Origin of the sequence: Streptomyces sp. NBC_01320 (assembly GCF_035974375.1) — a bacterium.
In the GTDB taxonomy this organism is placed as follows: Bacteria; Actinomycetota; Actinomycetes; order Streptomycetales; family Streptomycetaceae; genus Streptomyces; species Streptomyces yanii.
On sequence record NZ_CP108390.1, the window covers coordinates 6918391 to 6939431 of the forward strand.

Annotated in this window: 16 protein-coding genes; 10 read left to right on the forward strand and 6 right to left on the reverse strand. The window is 71.1% G+C overall.

The features are described from left to right. The first annotated feature begins 8 nt into the window (after window positions 1-8). Window positions 9-902, forward strand: coding sequence for a cellulose-binding protein (locus tag OG395_RS31565; RefSeq protein WP_327245959.1), 894 nt, complete (start codon window positions 9-11; stop codon window positions 900-902). A 248-nt stretch (window positions 903-1150) separates the two neighbouring features. Then, window positions 1151-1360: a hypothetical protein gene (locus OG395_RS31570; protein ID WP_327245960.1), complete on the forward strand. Its 210-nt coding sequence runs from the start codon at window positions 1151-1153 to the stop codon at window positions 1358-1360. A 39-nt stretch (window positions 1361-1399) separates the two neighbouring features. Here OG395_RS31570 and OG395_RS31575 read toward each other — a convergent pair whose 3' ends face one another. The 3 genes from OG395_RS31575 to OG395_RS31585 all read right to left on the reverse strand — a co-directional run bounded on the left by OG395_RS31575 (window position 1400) and on the right by OG395_RS31585 (window position 5188). Then, window positions 1400-3010, reverse strand: a complete 1611-nt coding sequence (locus OG395_RS31575; RefSeq protein WP_327245961.1) for a sodium/solute symporter — start codon at window positions 3008-3010, stop codon at window positions 1400-1402. Next, window positions 3007-3426 (reverse strand): DUF485 domain-containing protein, encoded by a 420-nt coding sequence (locus OG395_RS31580; protein ID WP_327245962.1) that lies wholly within the window; start codon window positions 3424-3426, stop codon window positions 3007-3009. The genes OG395_RS31575 and OG395_RS31580 overlap by 4 nt, the downstream gene beginning before the upstream one ends. Before the next feature lie 145 nt (window positions 3427-3571). Next, entirely contained in the window at window positions 3572-5188 is a 1617-nt protein-coding gene (locus OG395_RS31585) for an MFS transporter (RefSeq protein WP_327245963.1), read from the reverse strand. 430 nt (window positions 5189-5618) lie between these two features. Between OG395_RS31585 and OG395_RS31590 the strand changes: the two genes are divergently transcribed. The 4 genes from OG395_RS31590 to mfd all read left to right on the forward strand — a co-directional run bounded on the left by OG395_RS31590 (window position 5619) and on the right by mfd (window position 13569). Continuing rightward, a complete protein-coding gene (locus OG395_RS31590) occupies window positions 5619-6407 on the forward strand; it encodes an ABC transporter ATP-binding protein (RefSeq protein ID WP_266984807.1) in 789 nt (262 codons plus the stop codon). Beyond that, window positions 6404-8986, forward strand: coding sequence for an ABC transporter permease (locus OG395_RS31595; RefSeq protein WP_327245964.1), 2583 nt, complete (start codon window positions 6404-6406; stop codon window positions 8984-8986). The genes OG395_RS31590 and OG395_RS31595 overlap by 4 nt, the downstream gene beginning before the upstream one ends. A gap of 214 nt (window positions 8987-9200) precedes the next feature. Next, entirely contained in the window at window positions 9201-9899 is a 699-nt protein-coding gene (locus OG395_RS31600; protein ID WP_327245965.1) for a class I SAM-dependent methyltransferase, read from the forward strand. Window positions 9900-10038: 139 nt separating this feature from the next. Continuing rightward, window positions 10039-13569 carry a transcription-repair coupling factor gene (gene mfd / locus OG395_RS31605; protein ID WP_327245966.1) on the forward strand — a complete coding sequence of 1177 codons (3531 nt, stop codon included), beginning with the start codon at window positions 10039-10041 and terminating at the stop codon, window positions 13567-13569. Here the strand turns inward: mfd and OG395_RS31610 are convergent. Beyond that, window positions 13547-14122, reverse strand: coding sequence for a TetR/AcrR family transcriptional regulator (locus OG395_RS31610; RefSeq protein ID WP_327245967.1), 576 nt, complete (start codon window positions 14120-14122; stop codon window positions 13547-13549). The two genes, mfd and OG395_RS31610, sit on opposite strands and share 23 nt — an antisense overlap. Before the next feature lie 105 nt (window positions 14123-14227). Here OG395_RS31610 and OG395_RS31615 point away from each other — a divergent pair, with 105 nt between their 5' ends. The 3 genes from OG395_RS31615 (at window position 14228) to OG395_RS31625 (ending at window position 16922) form a co-directional block, all read left to right on the forward strand. Next, window positions 14228-15094, forward strand: a complete 867-nt coding sequence (locus OG395_RS31615; RefSeq protein WP_327245968.1) for an SCO6745 family protein — start codon at window positions 14228-14230, stop codon at window positions 15092-15094. A gap of 195 nt (window positions 15095-15289) precedes the next feature. Continuing rightward, on the forward strand, window positions 15290-16039 hold the full coding sequence (locus OG395_RS31620; protein ID WP_327249513.1) for an HNH endonuclease family protein: 750 nt from the start codon (window positions 15290-15292) through the stop codon (window positions 16037-16039). Window positions 16040-16175: 136 nt separating this feature from the next. Continuing rightward, entirely contained in the window at window positions 16176-16922 is a 747-nt protein-coding gene (locus tag OG395_RS31625) for an N-acetyltransferase (RefSeq protein ID WP_327245969.1), read from the forward strand. Window positions 16923-16963: 41 nt separating this feature from the next. On the opposite strand, the gene OG395_RS31630 is transcribed toward OG395_RS31625, so the two are convergent. Both OG395_RS31630 and OG395_RS31635 read right to left on the reverse strand, forming a co-directional pair. Further along, window positions 16964-17695: a hypothetical protein gene (locus OG395_RS31630; RefSeq protein WP_327245970.1), complete on the reverse strand. Its 732-nt coding sequence runs from the start codon at window positions 17693-17695 to the stop codon at window positions 16964-16966. 53 nt (window positions 17696-17748) lie between these two features. Then, entirely contained in the window at window positions 17749-18582 is an 834-nt protein-coding gene (locus tag OG395_RS31635; protein WP_327245971.1) for a DUF4190 domain-containing protein, read from the reverse strand. A 228-nt stretch (window positions 18583-18810) separates the two neighbouring features. On the opposite strand from OG395_RS31635, the gene OG395_RS31640 reads away from it, so the two are divergent. After that, on the forward strand, window positions 18811-21003 hold the full coding sequence (locus OG395_RS31640; protein WP_327245972.1) for an N-6 DNA methylase: 2193 nt from the start codon (window positions 18811-18813) through the stop codon (window positions 21001-21003). Window positions 21004-21041: the final 38 nt, after the last annotated feature.

Here is a 21041-nt window from a genome sequence, read left to right on the forward strand (position 1 = left end):
CTTCAAGGATGAGTGCTGCACCGGTGTCCGCGTACGGCTTCGTCGTGGTGCGAGGACGTGGCTACCGCCCGGAGCAGGTGGACGGAAGAGTGGCCGATCTGTCGGCGGAGCGGGACGGGGCGCGGGAGAGGGTGTCCCGGCTGACCGTGCTGGCGGAGGAGCTGGAGGCCGAGTCGGCACGGCTGGCCGAGGTCGTCGCCACGCTCGCCCCGCCGACGTACGCCTCGCTCGGCGAGCGGGCCCAGGAGATCCTGGCGCTCGCCTATGCGGAGGCGCAGGCCGTACGCAGCACTGCGCAGGAGGAGGCGCAGGCGCTGCGGGACGCGGCGGACGCGGCGGCCCGTAAACTCCGCGGCCACGCCCGGGCGGACTCCGACGCCCTCCGGACGGCCGCCGGGTCCCACGCCGACGAGACGGTGGCCGCGGCGCAGCAGAGCGCCGACTCCACGCTCGCCGCTGCCCGCAAGGAAGCCGGTGAGGCACGCGACCAGGCCGAGGCCGCGATGGCGGAGACCCGCCGCCGTACCGCGAGCGTGCTGGCCAACCAGAAGCACGAGCACATCGAGCGGTGGAAGACCGCCGAACGCGAACTGGCGGCTGCCGCAGCGGCCCAGGCCGCGCGGCACGACGAGCTGACCGACCGGGCGGAGGCCCGGCTGGCCGAGGCGCGCCGGGCCCTGTCGGAGGCCGAGGAGGCGGCGCGGCACGGCCAGGAGGACGCCGAGGCGCAGGCCGCCGAGCTGATCGCGGCGGCCAGGGTGCGCGAGGAGCGGGTGATCCGGGAGACCGAGCGGATCCTGCGGGAGCACGAGGAGGGCCGCGAGGAGGTGCAGGCGCACATGACGCACGTACGCAACTCGCTCGCGGCGCTCACCGGGCGTGTGGCGCCCGCGGAGAACTGATCCGGTTACCTGCGGCGGCAGTTCGGGCGGCCTGCCTGGGTGGCGCCTGCACCGGACTCAGCGGGCAGGCTCATCCCCAGGCCCAGGCCAGGTGCCGGGGCGGCTTGGGCGTCGCGCGTGGACACGGATCCGGTTTCGACGTCCGGGCCGGGGGCGCCCTCCGTGTCCGGCCCGGGCATGTCCTGCGCCATCGAAGGCTTTCGGGGACGTGGCGGCGGGGTGGGCCGGTCTTCCTGGCCGAGGTTCTCGTGTCCCGAACCGACGTGTCCCGGTCCGTGGATGTGCCCGGCCTCGTGCGCACCGACGTCTTCTGCGGCGGGCTGCGGCGGACTGTGCAGGGCTGGGGCGCGAGGACGGGGGCACAGCGCTGGGCTCCGGCCGATGACACCAGGGGCGACGTGGCGCAGACGGATGAAGCAGTCGCCGACGGCACCGGCGCCGCTGTGGCTCGTGCATGACGTCGGCGCCGGGACGGACATGGCCGATGGTGGCGATGTTTAGCGGCGGGAGGCCGGCGGCGCGCCCGCGAGGATCCAAGGCTCCTCCACCTCGTACCGCCGGCGCGCCTCGGCGGAGGTCCGCCGGGGCAGCACCGTGCCCAGCCAGCCCGCCAGGAATCCGGCCGGGATCGAGACGAGGCCGGTCGTGGTGAACGGGAACCAGTTGAAGTCGTGCCCGGGGAAGACCGACCCGGGTGATCCCGAGACCAGATTGGTGCCGGTGATCAGCACCAGCACGGCGACGGTGCCGCCGATGAGGGTGCAGAGCAGTCCGGTTCGGGTGAAGCGACGCCAGAACATGCTGTAGACGAGCGCCGGGGCGAGCGCCGACGCCCCGACACAGAAGGAGAGCGTCACCAGCGCCTGGAGATTCCAGTGCCGGGCCGCCACGGCGAGGACGATGGCGAGCAGCCCGACGCCGACCGCCGCGGCCTGCGCGGCGCCCATCTCGGTCCGGTCCGCGACCTGCTGCCTGCTCCCGTCACGCATCCCGTGGACGAACAGGTCGTGGGCCAGCGAGTTCGCACAGGCCAGGATCATTCCGGCGACCGAGGCGAGCAAGGTCAGGAAGATCGCCGTCGTCATCGCCGTGAGCACCAGTGCACCGATCTTCCCGCTGCCCGCGACCACACCGCTGACCTGGAGCACCGAGCTGTTGCCCTGTGCCCCGGCGGCGACGATGAGGTCGTGGCCGACCAACGCGGCCGCACCGAAACCGATCACGGTGAGCAGCAGAGAGATCCCGACGACCACGGAGACCGCCCAGGACATCGAGCGGCGGACGGCCTGCGCGCTGCGGGCGCCCGTCATCCGCATGGTGACGTGCGGCAGTGCCGCGACGCCGAGCACCAGGGTCAGTTCGGAGCTGACCATGTCGAGGCCGCTGCCGCCGAACTGGAGCCCCGACTGCAGGTAGGCGGCCCCGGCACCGCTGCCCCGCTGGGCGGCCGCGAGCAGCGTGGCGACGGACCAGTCGAAGTGGTTCATGACCAGTGCGGAGATGGTGAGACAGGCGACGACGAGAAAGACCGTCTTGATGATCTGGATCAGGGCGGTCCCCTTCATCCCGCCGATCGCCGCGTAACTGATCATCATGATCCCGAGGGCGATGATCGAACCGGTACGGAAGCCGGAACTGTCGAACCCCAGGATGAAGGCCATCAGATCGCCGCTGCTGGCGAGCTGAACGACCATCAGTGGCAGCAGGGCGGCGAGGGTGACGCCGCAGGTGGTGATCCGGATCGCGCGGCCGGGGGCGCGGCGGGCGAACACGTCGCCCATGGTGAACCGGCCGGCGTTGCGCAGCGGTTCGGCGAGCAGGAACATCAGAAGGACGAGTGAGAGCGAGGTGCTCAGACCGACCACCAGCCCGTCGTAGCCGGTGAGCGCGACGAGTCCGCTGGCGCCGAAGACGGTCGCCGCGGAGAGGTAGTCACCCGCGACGGCGAGGCCGTTGCGGACGGGGGAGAGCGAGTGGTAGCCGGTGTAGAACTCGGCGAGGTCGTCGTGGTCGGGGCCGGTCATCACGCAGAGCAGCAGAGTGATGGAGGCGACCGCGATGAACGCCACGAGGGACATCGCCTGCGCCGACTCGTCGATCCCGTTCATCGGGCCGCTCCTGTTCTCCGGAGTGCGGCGGCGAGCGGGTCGACCGTGCGTCGTGCGGTCCGCTCGTACAGGGCGATCGCGAGCAGGGTCACCGGAAGCTGGCAAAGGCCGAGCGCCAGGCCGACGTTGAGTCCGCCGCCGACCGGGCGGGACATCAGCTCGGGGGCGAAGCCGGACAGCACCAGGAAGAGCGTGAAGTAGCCGAGCGCGGTCAGGGTCGCGACCCGCCGCAGCACCCGGTATGCGGTGCGCAGCCGGCGCAGATCGCTGTGCCGTCCGGGAGCAGGCAGGGCCGTGCGTATCGGCGTCGGAGGGCGGGGCGGTGGCGCGGACGGCGAACTCTGCCAGGGGAGAAGGAGATCGGGGTCGTACGGTGGGCGGCGCGACGGTTCGACGTGCGAGGGCTCGTACGACATCTGGATGCTGCTCCTTGCACGGCTCGGGTCCCGGGGCGGACTGCAAGGGAGAGCGCGTGAGCGCTGCTGGGAGCGCGACACTACTCGCGGGTAGGGCAACGGGGGAGTGGTTGGCCGGAACTGCCCTCCATGAAAAAGAAGTTGGCTAATTCTGTGGTGCTTCGGTGTTGCTGCCGGCGATGGATGCGGAGCCGGTTGCGGCGTCCTCGGTGAGGATCGGGAAGCGGCGCGGCGCCACGAAGACCAGCACCAGCAGCGCCACCGCCGCGGCCACCGCGGCCCCGACGTACACCTGGTCGACAGCGGCGTCGACGGCCCGCCGCAGATGGTCCGCCGCTGCGGCGGAGAGCGCGCCCGGGTCGTCCAGTGCGTGGGAGATCGCGTCCAGGCCGCCCGGCAGCTCAGGGCCGGGCGCGCCGGCGAGCCGGGAGGCGAGGACCCCGTTGGCGACGGCGCCGAAGAGCGCGGCGCCCAGACTCTGGCCCACCTGGCGGCAGAACAGTACGGAAGCCGTCGTCGTACCGCGTTCGGACCAGCCGACCGTCGACTGGACCCCGACGATCAGCGGCAGTTGGAACAGCCCCAGCGCCGCGCCCAGCAGCAGCATGATCAGGGCCGGCTGCCAGGGCTCACCGGGGTACGGCAGCAGCGGGAACGAGAGCAGGATCAACAGGGCGCAGCCCATGCCGATGATCGCGGTGCGGCGGAAGCCGATGCGGTTGTAGACCCGGTTGGAGAGGGCCGCCGACACCGGCCAGCTCAGCGTCATCACGGAGAGCACGAAACCGGCGGCGATCGGGCCGAGGCCGAGCACCGACTGGGCGTACGTCGGCAGGAAGACCGTCGGGGCGACCATTAGCAGCCCCATCGCACCCAGGGCCAGATTGACCGAGGCGATGGTCCGCCTGCGCCACACCCAGCCCGGGATGATCGGGTCGGCGGCGCGCCGCTCGATGACGACGGTCAGCACGGCGAGGACCGCGCTCGCGGCCAGCAGGCCGAGCGACGGCGCGGAGAGCCAGGGCCAGGCGACCCCGCCCTGGACGAGCGCGGTCAGCAGCAGGGCGCCGGTCGCGAAGACGGCGAGGGCGCCCGCCCAGTCGATCCGTGGCCGTGGCGCACCGGCTCCGCGGGGGCGGGACGGCTCGTGGAGGTGGCGCACGACCAGCCAGAGCGCGAGCGCCCCGACCGGCAGATTGATCAGGAAGATCCACCGCCAGTCGGCGTACGCGGCGAGCAGCCCGCCGATCACCGGTCCGGCGACGGCGGACGTGGCCCAGACGGTGGACAACTTGGCCTGGATCCGAGGGCGTTCCTTCAGCGGGTAGAGGTCGGCGGCGATCGTCTGCACCGTGCCCTGCAGAGCCCCGCCGCCGAGTCCCTGGACGACCCGGAAGGCGATGAGCGCGGCCATGTTCCAGGCGGCGGCGCAGAGGACCGAGCCGACCAGGAAGAGGACGATGCCGGCGATCAGGACCGGTTTGCGGCCGAACGTGTCGGAGAGCTTCCCGTAGACCGGCAGAGTGACGGTGACGGCCAGCAGATAGCCGGAGAAGAGCCAGGAGAAGACGGCGAAGCCGCCGAGATCGCCGACGATCTGCGGGACGGCGGTGGAGACGATGGTGCCGTCGATGGCCGCCAGCGCCATGCCGAGCATCAGCGCGGCCACGACGGGGCCGCGGCCCCGGGGCGCGGGCGGGGAGAGGACGGGGTCCACTCCGGACCCCGATTTCGCTTCGGTGTCGCCGCCCGAGCCGCTCATAAAGATCCCTTCCCCATGCACGTATCTTCCGGTGACACTGTCTCACCCGCTGCCGGGCAGGGCCCCGGGACCGGTCGGCCGCCACCCGGGGATGGAGCCCCTGAGATCCGGCTCCACCCGGGGGCTGAGACCCCTAGGGGTAGCTCCTTACTTCGGTCCAGGGGCGGTTCCTCCCGGCGGAGGACGTCGGGCCGGTGGCCCGTTCCTTAACGTGTTCCTACAGCGCGAATGCGGGTGACCGCAGGGGGTGAGGTGGGGAAAACCCCACCGCAAGACTGCGCTGGGCACCAGCGCGCCGGACCACGTCCGGACACGAGACTTGAGTACGTACACAGCGCCGTCCGTTCAGCGGGCGGCGCCCGTCTCGACCCGACGTCCTCACCGATGACGTCGTCGCCGATGACGTCTTCACCGACTTAGGAGAATCACCGTGACAACGGCTGTAACCATTCCCAGGCACGGGGGCACTGGAGGGCGTACGGCCGTCGCTGCGCGGGCGCGGCAGGTCGTCAAGGCGTACGGCGCCGGGGAGACCCGGGTCGTCGCGCTCGACCATGTCGATGTGGACATCGCCCGTGGGCAGTTCACCGCGATCATGGGCCCCTCCGGTTCCGGCAAGTCGACCCTGATGCACTGCCTGGCCGGACTGGACACCGTGAGCTCGGGCGAGATCTACCTCGACGAAACCGAGATCACCCAGCTCAAGGACAAGAAGCTCACTCAGCTCCGCCGGGACCGGATCGGCTTCATCTTCCAGGCGTTCAACCTGCTCCCGACGCTCAACGCCCTGGAGAACATCACGCTGCCGATGGACATCGCGGGCCGCAAGCCCGATGCCGGCTGGCTGCGCCAGGTCGTGGAGACGGTCGGTCTCGCCGAACGGCTGAAGCACCGGCCCACCGAGCTCTCCGGCGGCCAGCAGCAGCGGGTCGCGGTCGCCCGGGCACTCGCCGCCCGGCCGGAGATCATCTTCGGTGACGAGCCCACCGGGAACCTGGACTCGCGGGCCGGCGCCGAGGTGCTGACCTTCCTGCGCAAGTCCGTCGACGAGCTGGGACAGACCATCGTCATGGTCACCCATGACCCGGTGGCCGCCTCCTACGCGGACCGGGTGCTGTATCTCGCGGACGGACGCATCGTCGACGAGATGCACAACCCGACGGCCGACCAGGTCCTCGACCGCATGAAGGACTTCGACGCGCGCGGGCGGACGTCATGACCATCTGGAAGACCTCGGTGCGCAACTTCCTTGCGCACAAGGGGCGGATGGCGCTCTCCGCCGTCGCGGTCCTGCTGTCGGTGGCGTTCGTGTGCGGCACGCTCGTCTTCACCGACACGATGAACACGACGTTCGACAAGCTCTTCGCCGCCACCTCCGCCGACGTCACCGTCAGCCCCAGGTCCGCGCAGGGCGCCGACGAACTGCCGGAGAACGGCGAGCCCGTTTCGCTACCCGCCGCCGCCGTCGAGCAGGCCGGGAAGGCGGACGGGGTGAAGACCGCCGAGGGCGCGGTCACCAGCATGTCCGTCACCGTCGTCGACAGCCACAACAAGAACATGGGCTCCTCGACCGGCGCTCCGACCATCGCGGGCAACTGGACGCAGAACGATCTGCGTTCGATGGAGATCACCTCCGGCCACGCACCGCGCGGTCCGACCGAGGTCATGGTCGACGCCGACACCGCGGACAAGCACCACCTGAAGATCGGTGACGAGCTGCGCACCATCGCCGTCACCGGCGACATCAGGGCGAGGATCAGCGGTATCGCCTCCTTCAAGGTCACCAATCCGGGCGCGGCCGTCGTCTACCTCGACACCGCCACCGCGCAGGTCAAGCTGCTCGGCAAGCCCGATGTCTTCACCCACATCTCCGTCACCGCCAAGCCCGGTGTCAGTGATACGCAGTTGAAGAAGAACGTCGCCACCGCCCTCGGTGACAGCGCCGCGTACAAGCTCCGGACCCAGCAGGAGGCCGCGGACGCCAACAAGGACTCCATGGGCTCATTCCTCGACGTGATGAAGTACGCGATGCTCGGCTTCGCCGGGATCGCCTTCCTCGTCGGCATCTTCCTCATCGTCAACACCTTCTCCATGCTGGTGGCCCAGCGCACCCGCGAGATCGGCCTGATGCGGGCCATCGGCTCCAGCCGCAAGCAGGTCAACCGGTCGGTCCTGATCGAGGCGCTGTTCCTCGGCGTCGTCGGTTCCCTCCTCGGCGTCGGCGCCGGAATCGGTGTCGCGGTCGGACTGATGAAGCTCATGAACGCCATGGGCATGAACCTGTCCACCGAGGATCTGACCGTCGCGTGGACGACCCCGGCGCTCGGGCTGACGCTCGGCATCGTCGTCACCGTCTTCGCCGCGTACATCCCGGCACGCCGGGCCGGAAAGATCTCCCCGATGGCCGCCCTGCGGGATGCCGGAACCCCGGCGGACGGCCGCGCCGGCCGGGTACGGGCCCTGATCGACCTGGTCCTCACGCTCGCCGGTGGCGCCGCCCTGTACACCTCGACGCAGGCCGGCGAGGCGAGCGACGGATCGCTCTTCCTGGGTGTGGGCGTGGTCCTCACCCTGATCGGCTTCATCGTGATCGGCCCGCTGCTGGCCGGCTTCGTGGTCCGGGTGCTCAGCACTGTGGTGCTTCGGATGTTCGGCCCGGTCGGACGGATGGCGGAGCGCAACGCGCTGCGCAACCCGCGGCGTACCGGAGCGACCGGGGCGGCCCTGATGATCGGCCTCGCGCTGGTTGCCTGCCTCTCCGTCGTCGGCTCGTCGATGGTCGCCTCGGCGACCGAGGAGCTCGACAGGTCGGTCGGCGCGGACTTCATCGTCCAGCCGAGCGGCAACCCGCAGCCGATCGTGCCGCAGGCCGCGAAGGCGCTGAAGGCCGTCCCGGGCATCGAGCACTTCACCGACTACAAGGCCGTCAGCGCCAAGCTCACCGCCCCCGACGGCGCGGTCGAGGACGAGGGCGTCGTCGCCGCGGACCCGACGTACAGGGACGACCTGCGCCGCGAGACGGTCTCCGGCAACCTGGCCGACGCCTACGGCGAGGACGCCATGTCGGTCGGCGACGCGTACGCCACCCGGCACAAGGTCAAGGTCGGCGATCGGATCACCGTCGCGTTCAAGGACGGCGAGACGGCGAAGCTGAAGGTCGCCGCGATCACCTCGGACGACACGAACGTCGACAAGGGCGCGATGTACACCAACATCACGACCGCCGAGAAGTACGTCCCCGCCGACAAGATGCCGAAGAACATGATCATGTTCGCCAAGGCGCAGGACGGCAAGGAGAAGGAGGCGTACGCCGCCCTCAAGGACGCCCTCGTCGCCTACCCGCAGTACACCGTGCAGAACCAGGCCGATTTCAAGCAGGACCTGAAGGACCAGATCGGCCAGCTGCTGAACATCGTCTACGGTCTGCTGGCGCTCGCGATCATCGTCGCGGTGCTCGGTGTGGTGAACACTCTGGCCCTGTCGGTGGTCGAGCGGACCCGTGAGATCGGCCTGATGCGCGCCATCGGCCTCTCCCGCCGCCAGCTGCGCCGCATGATCCGCCTGGAGTCGGTGGTCATCGCCCTCTTCGGCGCCCTGCTCGGCCTCGGCCTGGGCATGGGCTGGGGCACGGCGGCCCAGAAGCTGCTGGCTCTGGAGGGCCTCGGCGTTCTGGAGATCCCGTGGCCGACGATCCTCACGGTCTTCGTCGGCTCGGCCTTCGTCGGTCTGTTCGCCGCCCTGGTTCCGGCATTCCGGGCGGGTCGGATGAACGTGCTGAACGCGATCGCGACGGAGTAGTGCCGGCAGCGTGACGAAGCCCGTGGACCGAAAGGGTCCACGGGCTTCGGCGCCGGACCTGTCCGATCTGTGTGTCGCAGGACGATGGCGGAGGCCGACGTAGGATGACTGATCCGGCCCCGGGGTGTTCCTCCAAACACCCCGGGGCCGGACGCATACCGGTTCCCGCCCGGTGCAACTGCCCGTGCGCTGCCCGAATACCGGGTGCGCAGCGGTGAACCGCTTCTCCAAGGTCCGCCGCACGGACTGGAACAGCCGGCACGACATGTACGACCTGGCGGGCTCCAGCGTCGGGCGGCGGCTGTCGGCCGTGCAGGAGCAGGTCCGTACAGCCTTGGACGTCTGTCCGTCGGGACCGGTCCGGGTGATCAGCGTCTGCGCCGGGCAGGGCCGGGATCTGCTGGGAGTGCTCCGGGACCACCCGCGCCGCGACGACGTCATCGGACGCCTGGTGGAGCTGGACGCCGCCAACGTGGCCGCAGCCCGGGCGGCCGCCGAGGCTGCGGGCCTGCACCGGATCGAGGTGGTGCAGGGCGACGCGGCGGTCACCGACGCGTACGTGGGCCTGGCCCCGGCGGACCTCGTCCTGGTCTGCGGAGTCTTCGGCAACATCTCGGACGAGGACGTCGAACGCACCATCGGCTACTGCGCCCAGCTGTGCCGCGACGGCGGGACTCTCCTCGGGACCCGGCACCGCAAGGCGCCGGACCTGGTGCCTCAGATCTGCGACTGGCTGGAGGCCCGCGGGTTCGAACGGCGATGGCTGTCCGCGCCGGACGCCGGTTTCGGGGCCGGGGCGCACCGCTTCACGCGGAGCCCCGAGCCGCTGTCGCCCGGGGAATGCATGTTCACCTTCGTCGGGTACGACGTGCTGGCGGCCACCGGTGGCCGGCGGCCGGATCCGGCCCGCTGAGCGGGATTGCGGGCGCGGCTGTCGGAGGGGAGTCGTACGCTGGAACCCCCGGCCCGTGATACGTGTCGGGCCCTTCGCGTTGCCCCCTGGCAGCAGCCGGCTGCCGGAACCTCCCTCGTTACCCGGACGGAAGCCCTTCATGAGCCTGCACGGTCTGCTGGATGTCGTCGTACGTGACCCGGCGCTCGCCGAAGCGGTGAAGGCCGCCACCGACGGTCACCGGATGCATGTGGACCTCGTCGGCCCGGCGGCCGCCCGCCCCTTCGCCGTGGCCGCGCTGGCCCGCGAGGCCGGGCGGACCGTGCTCGCCGTGACCGCGACCGGGCGGGAGGCCGAGGATCTGGCCGCTGCCCTGCGGACGCTGCTGCCCCCGGACACCATCGCCGAGTTCCCGTCCTGGGAGACCCTGCCGCACGAGCGGCTCTCGCCGCGTTCGGACACGGTCGGCCGCCGCCTCGCCGTGCTGCGCCGCCTCGCGCACCCGAGGGCCGACGACCCGGAGACCGGGCCGGTCAGTGTGATCGTCGCGCCGGTGCGTTCCGTGCTGCAGCCGCAGGTCAAGGGGCTCGGTGACCTGGAGCCCGTGGCGCTGCGCATCGGTCAGAGCGCCGATCTCGGCGAGACCGTGGAGGCGCTCTCGGCGGCTGCGTACTCCCGGGTCGAACTGGTCGAGAAGCGCGGCGAGTTCGCGGTCCGCGGTGGCATCCTGGACGTCTTCCCGCCGACCGAGGAGCACCCCCTCCGGGTGGAGTTCTGGGGCGACGACGTCGAGGAGATCCGGTACTTCAAGATCGCCGACCAGCGGTCGCTGGAGATTGCCGAGCACGGCCTCTGGGCGCCGCCCTGCCGTGAGTTGCTGCTCACCGACCAGGTGCGCGAACGCGCCGCCGCCCTCGCCGAACAGCACCCGGAGCTGGGCGAGCTGCTCGGCAAGATCGCCGAAGGGATCGCGGTGGAGGGCATGGAGTCCCTCGCCCCGGTCCTCGTCGACGACATGGAGCTGCTGCTCGACGTGATGCCGAAGGGCTCGATGACGCTGGTCTGCGACCCGGAGCGGGTCCGCACCAGGGCGGCGGACCTGGTCGCCACCAGCCAGGAGTTCCTCCAGGCGTCGTGGGCGGCGACCGCCGGTGGTGGCGAGGCGCCGATCGATGTCGGCGCCGCCTCCTTGTGGGGCATCGCGGACGTCCGCGACCGGGCCCGTGAGCTGGACATGATGTGGTGGTCGGTCTCCCCGTTCGCCGCCGACGCCGAGCTCGACGAAGACACCCTGAAGCTCACGATGCACGCCCCGGAGTCCTACCGCGGCGACACCGCCCGTGCGCTCGCCGACACCAAGGGCTGGCTCGCCGACGGCTGGCGCACGGTGTACGTCACCGAGGGGCAGGGGCTCGCCTCCCGTACCGTCGAGGTGCTCGCCGGCGAGGGCATCCCGGCCCGCCTCGACCCGGACCTGGCGGAGATCTCGCCGTCCGTCGTCCATGTGTCGTGCGGCGCGATCGACTACGGCTTCGTCGACCCGGCGCTGAAGCTCGCCGTACTCACCGAGACGGATCTGACCGGTCAGCGCACCGCGACCAAGGACCTGGGCCGGATGCCGGCCCGCCGCCGCAAGACCATCGACCCGCTGACGCTGGAGACGGGCGACTACATCGTCCACGAGCAGCACGGCGTCGGCCGCTACATCGAGATGGTGCAGCGCACGGTGCAGGGCGCCACCCGCGAGTACCTCCTCGTCGAGTACGCCCCCGCCAAGCGCGGTCAGCCCGGCGACCGCCTCTACATCCCGACCGACCAGCTGGAGCAGGTCACCAAGTATGTCGGCGGCGAGGCACCCACCCTGCACCGGCTCGGCGGCGCCGACTGGACGAAGACCAAGGCGCGAGCCAAGAAGGCAGTCAAGGAGATCGCCGCCGACCTGATCAAGCTGTACTCGGCGCGGATGGCGGCGCCCGGCCATGTCTTCGGCCCCGACACCCCGTGGCAGCGCGAGCTGGAGGACGCCTTCCCGTACGCGGAGACGCCGGATCAGCTCACCACGATCGCCGAGGTCAAGGAGGACATGGAGAAGTCCGTCCCGATGGACCGGCTGATCTGCGGCGACGTCGGCTACGGCAAGACGGAGATCGCGGTGCGCGCCGCGTTCAAGGCGGTCCAGGACGGCAAGCAGGTCGCCGTCCTCGTCCCCACCACGCTCCTCGTCCAGCAGCACTACGGCACGTTCACCGAGCGCTACTCCCAATTCCCGGTCAACGTGAGGGCGCTCAGCCGCTTCCAGTCCGACACCGAGTCGAAGGCGACTCTGGAGGGGCTGCGCGAAGGCTCCGTCGACCTGGTCATCGGCACGCACCGCCTGTTCTCGTCCGAGACGAAGTTCAAGGACCTGGGTCTGGTCATCGTCGACGAGGAGCAGCGCTTCGGCGTCGAGCACAAGGAGCAGTTGAAGAAGCTCCGGGCCAACGTCGACGTCCTCACCATGTCCGCGACGCCCATCCCCCGTACGCTCGAGATGGCCGTCACCGGCATCCGTGAGATGTCGACGATCACCACACCCCCCGAGGAGCGCCACCCGGTCCTCACCTTCGTCGGCCCGTACGAGGAGAAGCAGATCGGCGCGGCCATCCGCCGTGAACTGCTCCGTGAGGGGCAGGCGTTCTACATCCACAACCGTGTCGAGTCCATCGACCGAGCGGCCGCCCGCCTTCGCGAGATCATCCCCGAGGCCCGGATCGCGACCGCCCACGGCCAGATGTCGGAACAGGCACTGGAACAGGTGGTCGTGGACTTCTGGGAGAAGAAGTTCGACGTCCTGGTCTCCACGACGATCGTCGAGTCCGGCATCGACATCTCCAACGCCAACACCCTGATCGTGGAGCGCGGCGACAACTTCGGTCTCTCCCAGCTCCACCAGCTGCGCGGCCGCGTCGGCCGTGGCCGCGAGCGCGGTTACGCGTACTTCCTGTACCCGCCGGAGAAGCCCCTCACCGAGACTGCCCACGAGCGCCTGGCCACGATCGCCCAGCACACGGAGATGGGCGCGGGCATGTACGTGGCGATGAAGGACCTCGAAATCCGGGGCGCCGGAAACCTCCTGGGCGGCGAACAGTCCGGCCATATCGCGGGCGTGGGCTTCGACCTGTACGTACGCATGGTCGGTGAGGCCGTCGCCGACTACCGGGCCTCGCTCGAAGGCGGCGTAGAGGAGGAGCCGCCGCTGGAGGTCAAGATCGAGCTCCCCGTCGACGCACACGTTCCGCACGACTACGCCCCCGGCGAGCGGCTGCGCCTCCAGGCGTACCGCGCGATCGCGTCCGCCACCACGGAGGACGACATCAAGGCGGTCCGTGAGGAACTCACCGACCGCTACGGCAAGCTCCCGGAGCCGGTCGAGAACCTCCTCCTGGTCGCGGGCCTGCGCATGCTGGCCCGCGCCTGCGGCGTCGGCGACATCGTGCTCCAGGGCCCGAACATCCGGTTCGCCCCGGTGGAGCTGCGCGAGTCGCAGGAGCTGCGCCTGAAGCGCCTCTACCCGAAGACGGTGATCAAGCCGGCTCTCCATCAGATCCTGGTCCCGCGCCCGACCACGGGCCGGATCGGCGGCAAGCCGGTCGTCGGCCGCGAACTCCTCGCCTGGACCGGGGAGTTCCTCACGACGATTCTGGGGTCGTGAACAACAGCCCGGTGAGCGACCGGAACACCTCCTCGGGGTTCCGGTCGCCCAGCGGGTCGCTCAGATTCCCGCTCAGCAGCAGGGTGGCGAAGCCGTGGGCCAGGGACCAGGCGGCCACCCCCGCGAGGCGGGCGTCGTCGCCGCGTCCGGCGGAGGGGAGCCCGCCGACGCCCGCGCGCAGCGCCTGCGCCGCGCGGTCCCTGGCCGCGAGGAGTTCGGAGTCGTCCGCGCGGTAGAGCTCCGGCTGGAACATCACCTGGAAGTGCGCCGGGTGGCCGGTCGCGAACCGCACGTACCGCACGCCCTTCTCCCGTAGGTCCGGCGCGTCGGCGAGGGCATCGGCGAAGAGCCCGTACCCCTCGGCGGCGATGGCCGTCAGCAGTCCCGTGCGGTCCTTGAAGTGGTGGGCGGGGGCCGCGTGGGAGACGCCGGCCCGGCGGGCCAGGTCGCGCAGACTCAGGGCGCCGGGGCCCTCGGTGCGGATGACATCGAGTGCGGCGGTGAGGACGGCCCGTCGCAGGTCGCCGTGGTGGTAGGTGCGCTCGCTGCTCATGGACAGCACAGTACGCGGAATCTAGTCATTGACAAGTTTACGGGAGGCGAGGATTCTCTAGAACTGGTCAGCGACAAGATGCGGGTTCGGTCGAAGGGTGGGGACATGTCCGAGGAGTTGGGTCGCGTACGTCAGATGTGGCACCTGCTGGAGCCTCTGCACGCGGTGCTCTACTACGCGCCGGAGGTCTTCGAGGAGGCCGCCGCGCTCGGCCACCGCACCGACGAGCGCTGGCCCAGTTACTTCGCCTGGCGTGCGGCGCCGCTGGGAGCGGCCGGTGCGGCGCGCGTCGTCGACACGTTCTACAGTTTCAGTCCGGACAAGGTGCGGGAGCACATCCCGGCAGCCTGGTCCGTCGCCTCGCCCGATGCGGTGCTCGCCGCCCGGACGAGGGCGGTCGACCGTGCGTACCGGGCACTGTTCGGGGAACAGGCCACCGGCCCGGAGATCGCCGAGGCTGCGGCGCTGGCCCGACGTGCCGCGCAGTCCGCGGACGTGACCGGCCGTCCGCTCGCCGGGGCCAACGCCGCTCTGCCCTGGCCGGACGAACCGCACGTGGCGCTCTGGCACGCGGCGACCGTCCTGCGCGAACACCGCGGTGACGGGCATGTCGCCGCGCTCGCCGAGGCGGGGCTGGACCCGGTCGAGTCGCTGGTCTCGTTCGCGGGCATCGGCGCCGCGCGACCGGAGGTGTTCGAGAGCCGGGGCTGGAGCGACGAGGAGTGGAACGCGGGCCGTGGGCGGCTGGTGAAGCGCGGGCTGTTGGAGGAGGACGGCACGGCGACGGGGGCGGGCCGGGCGCTGCGCGCCGAGGTCGAGCGGCGCACGGACGAACAGGCGGCCGCACCCTGGCGGGTGCTCGGAACGACGGAGCGGGAGCGGCTCGTGGAACTCCTGGGGCCGTTGTGGGTGGCGGCGATCGGGTCAGGGCTGCTGCCCTCCGAGACGACGCTCGGCATCGGAAAGGTGTGAGCTCCTCCAACGACCTGGTGCACGAGAGCGAGTGGATCAGGCCGTAAGACGCGGCGCGGTGTGATTCGGGCCGCATCCCGAACCTGGGGCGGCCTTGAACGCCCGTCAGCGGGGAAGACGTCCGTAGGATCACCGCGTTCGGCTTTCTCCCCGTCAGGACGGTTTCGAGTGATATCTTCCCGCGCGTACCGAGTGATGCTGCCCGCCCTGAGCGCGGCGATCGTGCTGGCCCTGGCGGGCTGCGACCCCGAGGACGTGACCGCCGAGGGCGGCAGCAGCAGTGGACAACAGGGCGGCGGTTCCGCGAGCGGCTTCGGCGCCAGCCCGCTGAACAACCCCGACGGCACGAAGCCGGGCCTCGCACCCCTCACCACCGAGGCGGACCGGGCCGCCGCCCGGAAGGTCATCGAGAAGGTGAGCACCAAGGGACGCGGACCGAAGACCGGTTACGCGCGGGACGAGTTCGGCTACGCCTGGAAGGACTCGGTCGACGGAGTCCCACTGTCCCGTAACGGCTGCGACACCCGCAACGACCTGCTGGCCAGGGACGGCAAGGACGTCGAGTTCCGGTCGGGTTCGGACTGTGTGGTCGTGTCGATGACCCTCAAGGACCCGTACACCGGCTCGACCATCGAGTGGCGCAAGCAGCAGGCGACGAAGGTCCAGATCGACCACGTCATGCCACTGTCGTACGACTGGCAGATGGGCGCCGCCCGCTGGCCCGAGGCGAAGCGGCAGCAGATCGCCAACGATCCGCTCAACCTCATCCCGGTGGACGGCCCGGCCAACAACGCCAAGCGGGATTCCGGTCCCGCGTCCTGGCTGCCACCGTACAAGCCGATCCGCTGCTCCTACGCGGTGCGGTTCGCGCAGGTGTCGCTCAAGTACGCCCTTCCGGTGACCACCGCGGACAAGCGGGCGATGCTGGCGCAGTGCGGCGGCTGACGGGGCCGGGCGGCTGAGAAGCCGTCGCGGACGAGGCCCCCGGGAGGACGGGGGCGCCGGGTGCAGGTCGGCCCCCTCGCCGCCGCACTGCGGAATTCGGTGGCCGACAGGAATGCCGCCTCCTAGCGTGGGGTGGATGGAGCTGACCATCACCACGCTTGCCGCGCGCCCCGAGCTTGCCGGGCCCATGCGCGAGATGCCCGAAACCTGGCCGGAGTTCGTCGTGGAGGATCTCGTCGGGTGGGCGAACTACCCGCGAATCGCTGTCGAGTTCCCGGAGTATTCGCTCGTCGCGACGGACCCCGACGGCACGGCTGTCGCACGGGCCTACAGCGTGCCGTTCGTGCTGAATGCCCCCGGCCGAGGAGAGTTGCCCGAGGGCGGCTGGGACCAGGTGCTGCTGTGGGCGTTCTCCGACCTGCGGCGCGGGTCCACGCCGGACACGGTCAGCGCGATCGAGATCTGCGTCGCCAAGGGGTGGCAGGGGCAGGGCATTTCGGGGCGGATGGTCGCCGCGATGCGGGAGAACGTCGGGAGGCTCGGGTTCCGGGAACTCGTCGCTCCGGTGCGGCCGAGCGCCAAGCACCTGAACGCCTCGGCTCCGATGGAGGAGTACGCCCGCCGGACCCGGGCGGAGGACGGGCTGCCGTACGACCCGTGGCTGCGCGTCCATGTGCGGGCGGGCGGGGTGATCGAGGCGGTGGCGCCGGTGTCGATGACGGTGTCCGGCTCCCTCGCGCGGTGGCGGTCCTGGACCGGGCTGCCGTTCGACGAGGACGGTCCGGTGGAGGTGCCGGGGGCGCTGGTGCCGGTGCACTGTTCGGTGGCGCACGGATACGCGGTGTACGTGGAGCCCAATGTGTGGGTGCGGCACGGCGTGTGAACACAGCGGGAACCCGCCCGGGCGGGCGGGTTCCTCAGGTGTCAGACGGCCGGTCTCTTCACTGCGAACGGTTTGTCGAACTCGGAGAACTCGGCCGTGAGCGGGGTTCCGGTGCTGAAGCCCAGCTTCAGGATGTGGGGTCGGCCCTCCGTGGCGACCGCCGCCGTCCACGTCCCCCGGCCCGCCGTGCCGGTGAGGGACAGCGCGGGCGTGGAGCCGACCGTGGTCGCCCGGCCCTTGCGGGCGGTGGCGCCGCTCCCCGCCAGGCGGTCGAGCAACCCCATCAGGTCGCAGTAGCTCAGGGCCTCCGCCGTGTACCGGTCCCAGGGGCGTGCCTTCACCCAGCGGCCCGTCAGTTTCTTGACCTCGGTGTCCACGGTGGTGCGGGACCGGCCCGCACCCGCCGCCCGCAGCATCGCCTCGTCGGACTGGGTGTAGACCGTGCCGCCGGTTCTGACCAGCTCCATCGTGCCCGCCGCGCCCATCGACAGGGTCACCGTGCACTCCCCCCTGATGTCGGTGGCGACGTACGCCTGGACGGGGGCGCCGTCCCGCGACTTCGTCCCGACGGTGATGCGTACCGCCTTGGCCGCCCGGGTCGCCGCGAGGGCCTTGTTGACGACCTCGGGGCCGCTGAGCCGGGCGAACGGCGCGGGGTCCCGCTGCTGGGCGAACACCGTGTCGCAGGCGGTGAGTCCCAGGGCGGTGACCACGCAGAGGGACGCCGTCGCGGTACGGAGAGCGGTTGCGGCGATGCCGGCTGGGGGGCGCATGGGCGGGCTCCGTCCTGGGGGAAGGGAGGGGAGAGGGGAAGGGAGGGGCGGGATCAGAGCGTGAGGTCCCACTGGGTGGCGTCGTACGTGAAGCCGGGGTTGACCTCGACCGTCAGGTTCTTCGCGTCCGCCGGGGCGTCGAAGGCGAACTGGACGGTGACCTTCTTGCCGGGCAGGACCGTGCCGCTGAAACCCTCGCCGACCTTGCCGTCGAAGATCTGCTCGGCGTCCACGCCGTCCTTGCCGGCTCGCGCCTCGACGTTCACGAGCGCCGCGTCGAACTTCTCCTTGCCCGCGTTTTCGATGACGACCGCGATCCGGTACGCCTTGTTGCCCTTCGTGTGACCGGCGGCGTACGCGTCGGGGGTGTACGAGGTCGCGTCGCCGACCGTGACCGTCAGGTCGTCGTCGTACACGGCAGAGTCACCGGCCTCCAGTGCCTTCCCGGCGTCCTTGTTCTTGTCATTGCTCTTGGCGGAGTCCGAGCCGCCCGCCTTCGGCCCGGCGGAGGCCGTGGTGTCCGACACCGCCTTGTCGAGTTCGTTCACCGCCTCGCCCACCGCCTTGAAGGTGATCACGGCGCCGACCACCGAGAGGATCAGCGCGATCAGGCCGAGGACGGCGCCGAACGTGGCCATGCCCTTGTTGGTGGCCTCGCCGCGCTTGGCGCGACCCCGGCCGACCAGGCCGAGGATCAGGGCGATGAGGCCTAGGACGCCTGCCAGCCAGAAGAGGAACGGGATCAGGCCCGAGACGGCTCCGACGATGCCGAGGATCAGCGCGGAGATGCCGAGCCCGTTGCGGGCCGGGCGCAGGCCGGGAGTCTGGGCCGGGGTGTACGGCTGCTGGGGCTGCGGGGACTGCGGCGGCTGCGTGAACTGGGACATGGCTGTGCCCTCCGGCAAGTGCAGGGATGAGTGGTGAGCGGTTCGTTGCGCCACCTGATGTAGCGACAGGTCAATAACAGCAGAGCTTGTGAACCGAGTCAACATGGTTCACAGAAAACAGCTTCGTGCACACTGTGAATCGATGGCGGGGGGAATGGCTCGGTATGCTCGCGGACACAGCAGGCAGCGCGGACCCGTAGGAACGCATCAGGACCAGGGAGACAGCCAGTGCCGGAGAACTCGACAGAGGTGACTGCGGCCGGAATCGCCCGGCTCGCCGGGGTGGGGCGCGCCGCCGTCAGCAACTGGCGCCGCCGCCACGCAGACTTCCCCAAGCCGGTCGGCGGCACCGAGACCAGCCCGTCCTTCGCTCTCCCCGAAGTCGAACAATGGCTCCGCGACCAGGGGAAACTGGCTGAAGTCCCCCTCCGCGAACGGGTCTGGCAACAGCTGGCCGGACACCCGGCCGGCGCCGTCCCCGCCCTCGTGCACACGGGCTGCGCCCTGCTTCTCGTCCGGGACAGGCCCACCGCGTGGCTGGAGATCACCGCCGCGTCGGACGCGCGGATGGCCAAGGTGCTCCACCTCGCCCTGAACAGCCTGCTCACCGCACGCTTCGGACCTGCCACCGGCGAGGCGGAAGGAAGTGACGATGGAGGCGGAACAGGATACGAACGGGCTGTTCACACTCCCACCGCCGACGAACTGCTCCCGTCCGTCCCCCTGCTGCGGGCGGCCGCCGAACTCGCCGCCGAGACGGGGGCCCGCCAGGCCTTCGAATTTCTCCTCGGCCGTCAGCTCGCCGCCAATCCACGTCAGTTCACCCTCACCCCGCCCGGCCTCGCCGAACTGATGGCGGCGCTCGTCCGGACCGGCGACCGGCCCGCTCGCACGGTCCTCGACCCGGCCACCGGCACCGGCGCCCTGCTGCGGGCTGTCAGCAGTCCGACCGCCCTGTACGCGCAGGACGCCGACCCGGATCTCGCCGCGCTCAGCGCCCTCCGCCTCGCCCTGCACTCCGACACCGACGGCAGCAATCCCACCGCGCTCGCCGTGCGGACCGGCGACACGCTGCGCGCCGACGCGTTCCCGCGGCTCACCGTCGACGCAGTGCTCTGCCACCCGCCGTTCAACGAACGCAACTGGGGACACGACGAGCTCGCCTACGACCCGCGCTGGGAGTACGGCCTCCCCGCACGCACGGAGTCCGAACTCGCCTGGGTCCAGCACGCCCTGGCCCATCTGCGCGAGGGCGGCACCGCCGTCCTGCTGATGCCCCCAGCCGCAGCGTCACGCCGCTCCGGCCGGCGGATCCGCGCCGATCTGCTGCGCCGCGGCGCGCTGCGTGCCGTCGTCGCCCTCCCGGCCGGCGCGGCACCCCCGTACGGCATCCCGCTCCATCTGTGGGTGCTCCGCAAGCCCGGCGCCGGTGTCCGCACCTCGCCCGAACTGCTGCTCGTGGACACCGCCGAGCCCGCCGAACCGTCCACGGCGCCCGCATCCGTCCCCGCGTCCGGCGGGCGCGACCGGCTCGACTGGCAGGCGGTGCGCAGTGTCGTGCTGGATGCCTGGGAGCCGTTCGACGGGCGGACCCGTTCCGAGCCGGACGTCCCCGCCGAAGCGGCAGGGCGGGAGCGGCCGGGCGTCAGCCGGGTCGTCCCCGTCATCGAACTCCTCGACGACGACGTGGACCTGGCCCCCGCCCGCCATCTGCCGTCCCCGGCGGCCGGTGGCGGACCGGGCGAACTCACCCGCGTGCGGGACCGGCTCACCGAGACGCTGCGACTGACCGCGACCCTCACCCCGCCGCCCGCGGACGTCTCCGGCCCGGCGCACTGGCCGCTCACCACCGTCGGTGAACTCGCCCGCGCGGGCGCCCTTCACCTCCGTACCGGAGGTTCCGGCACCGGCACCGGGACCGCCCCCGTCCCCGTGCTCACGGAACACGACGTCCTCGGCTCCACCGCCCCCTCCGGAACACTCCCCACCGCCCCCGCCGGCTCCGATGGACCACCCGAGGAACCGGTCCTCGTCGAGCCGGGCGATGTCGTCGTCCCCGTACTCGGCGGCGGCTCCGTCGCCCGCGTGATCGACGAGGCGACCGCGGGCGCAGCACTGGGCCGCAACCTTCAGCTGCTGCGCCCCGATCCGGCCGCCGTCGACCCGTGGTTCCTCGCCGGTTTCCTGCGCGGCACCGCCAACAACCGTCAGGCCAGCAGCTATGCGTCCACCGCGACCCGGCTCGACGCCCGTCGTCTCCAACTTCCGCGGCTTCCAATGGCGGAGCAGCAGCGGTACGGGGAACGGTTCCGCGCCCTGGCCGCGTTCGAGGACGCGCTACGGCTGACCGGCAGGCTCGGCGGACAGCTCGTCCAGGGGATGTACGACGGTCTGACGGACGGTACGGTCACGCCGGAGTGAGCTGAACCACAACGGTTCAGTACAACCCCGGGGGCCGT

Excerpts from the sequence above, each read along its gene's own strand:
- OG395_RS31565 (WP_327245959.1), top strand. The coding sequence starts at position 9 with ATGAGTGCTGCACCGGTGTCCGCGTACGGCTTCGTCGTGGTGCGAGGA.
- OG395_RS31575 (WP_327245961.1), bottom strand. The coding sequence starts at position 3,010 with ATGAACGGGATCGACGAGTCGGCGCAGGCGATGTCCCTCGTGGCGTTC.
- OG395_RS31580 (WP_327245962.1), bottom strand. The coding sequence starts at position 3,426 with ATGTCGTACGAGCCCTCGCACGTCGAACCGTCGCGCCGCCCACCGTAC.
- OG395_RS31585 (WP_327245963.1), bottom strand. The coding sequence starts at position 5,188 with ATGAGCGGCTCGGGCGGCGACACCGAAGCGAAATCGGGGTCCGGAGTG.
- OG395_RS31595 (WP_327245964.1), top strand. The coding sequence starts at position 6,404 with ATGACCATCTGGAAGACCTCGGTGCGCAACTTCCTTGCGCACAAGGGG.
- mfd (WP_327245966.1), top strand. The coding sequence starts at position 10,039 with ATGAGCCTGCACGGTCTGCTGGATGTCGTCGTACGTGACCCGGCGCTC.
- OG395_RS31610 (WP_327245967.1), bottom strand. The coding sequence starts at position 14,122 with ATGAGCAGCGAGCGCACCTACCACCACGGCGACCTGCGACGGGCCGTC.
- OG395_RS31615 (WP_327245968.1), top strand. The coding sequence starts at position 14,228 with ATGTCCGAGGAGTTGGGTCGCGTACGTCAGATGTGGCACCTGCTGGAG.
- OG395_RS31620 (WP_327249513.1), top strand. The coding sequence starts at position 15,290 with ATGCTGCCCGCCCTGAGCGCGGCGATCGTGCTGGCCCTGGCGGGCTGC.
- OG395_RS31625 (WP_327245969.1), top strand. The coding sequence starts at position 16,176 with ATGGAGCTGACCATCACCACGCTTGCCGCGCGCCCCGAGCTTGCCGGG.
- OG395_RS31630 (WP_327245970.1), bottom strand. The coding sequence starts at position 17,695 with ATGCGCCCCCCAGCCGGCATCGCCGCAACCGCTCTCCGTACCGCGACG.
- OG395_RS31635 (WP_327245971.1), bottom strand. The coding sequence starts at position 18,582 with ATGTCCCAGTTCACGCAGCCGCCGCAGTCCCCGCAGCCCCAGCAGCCG.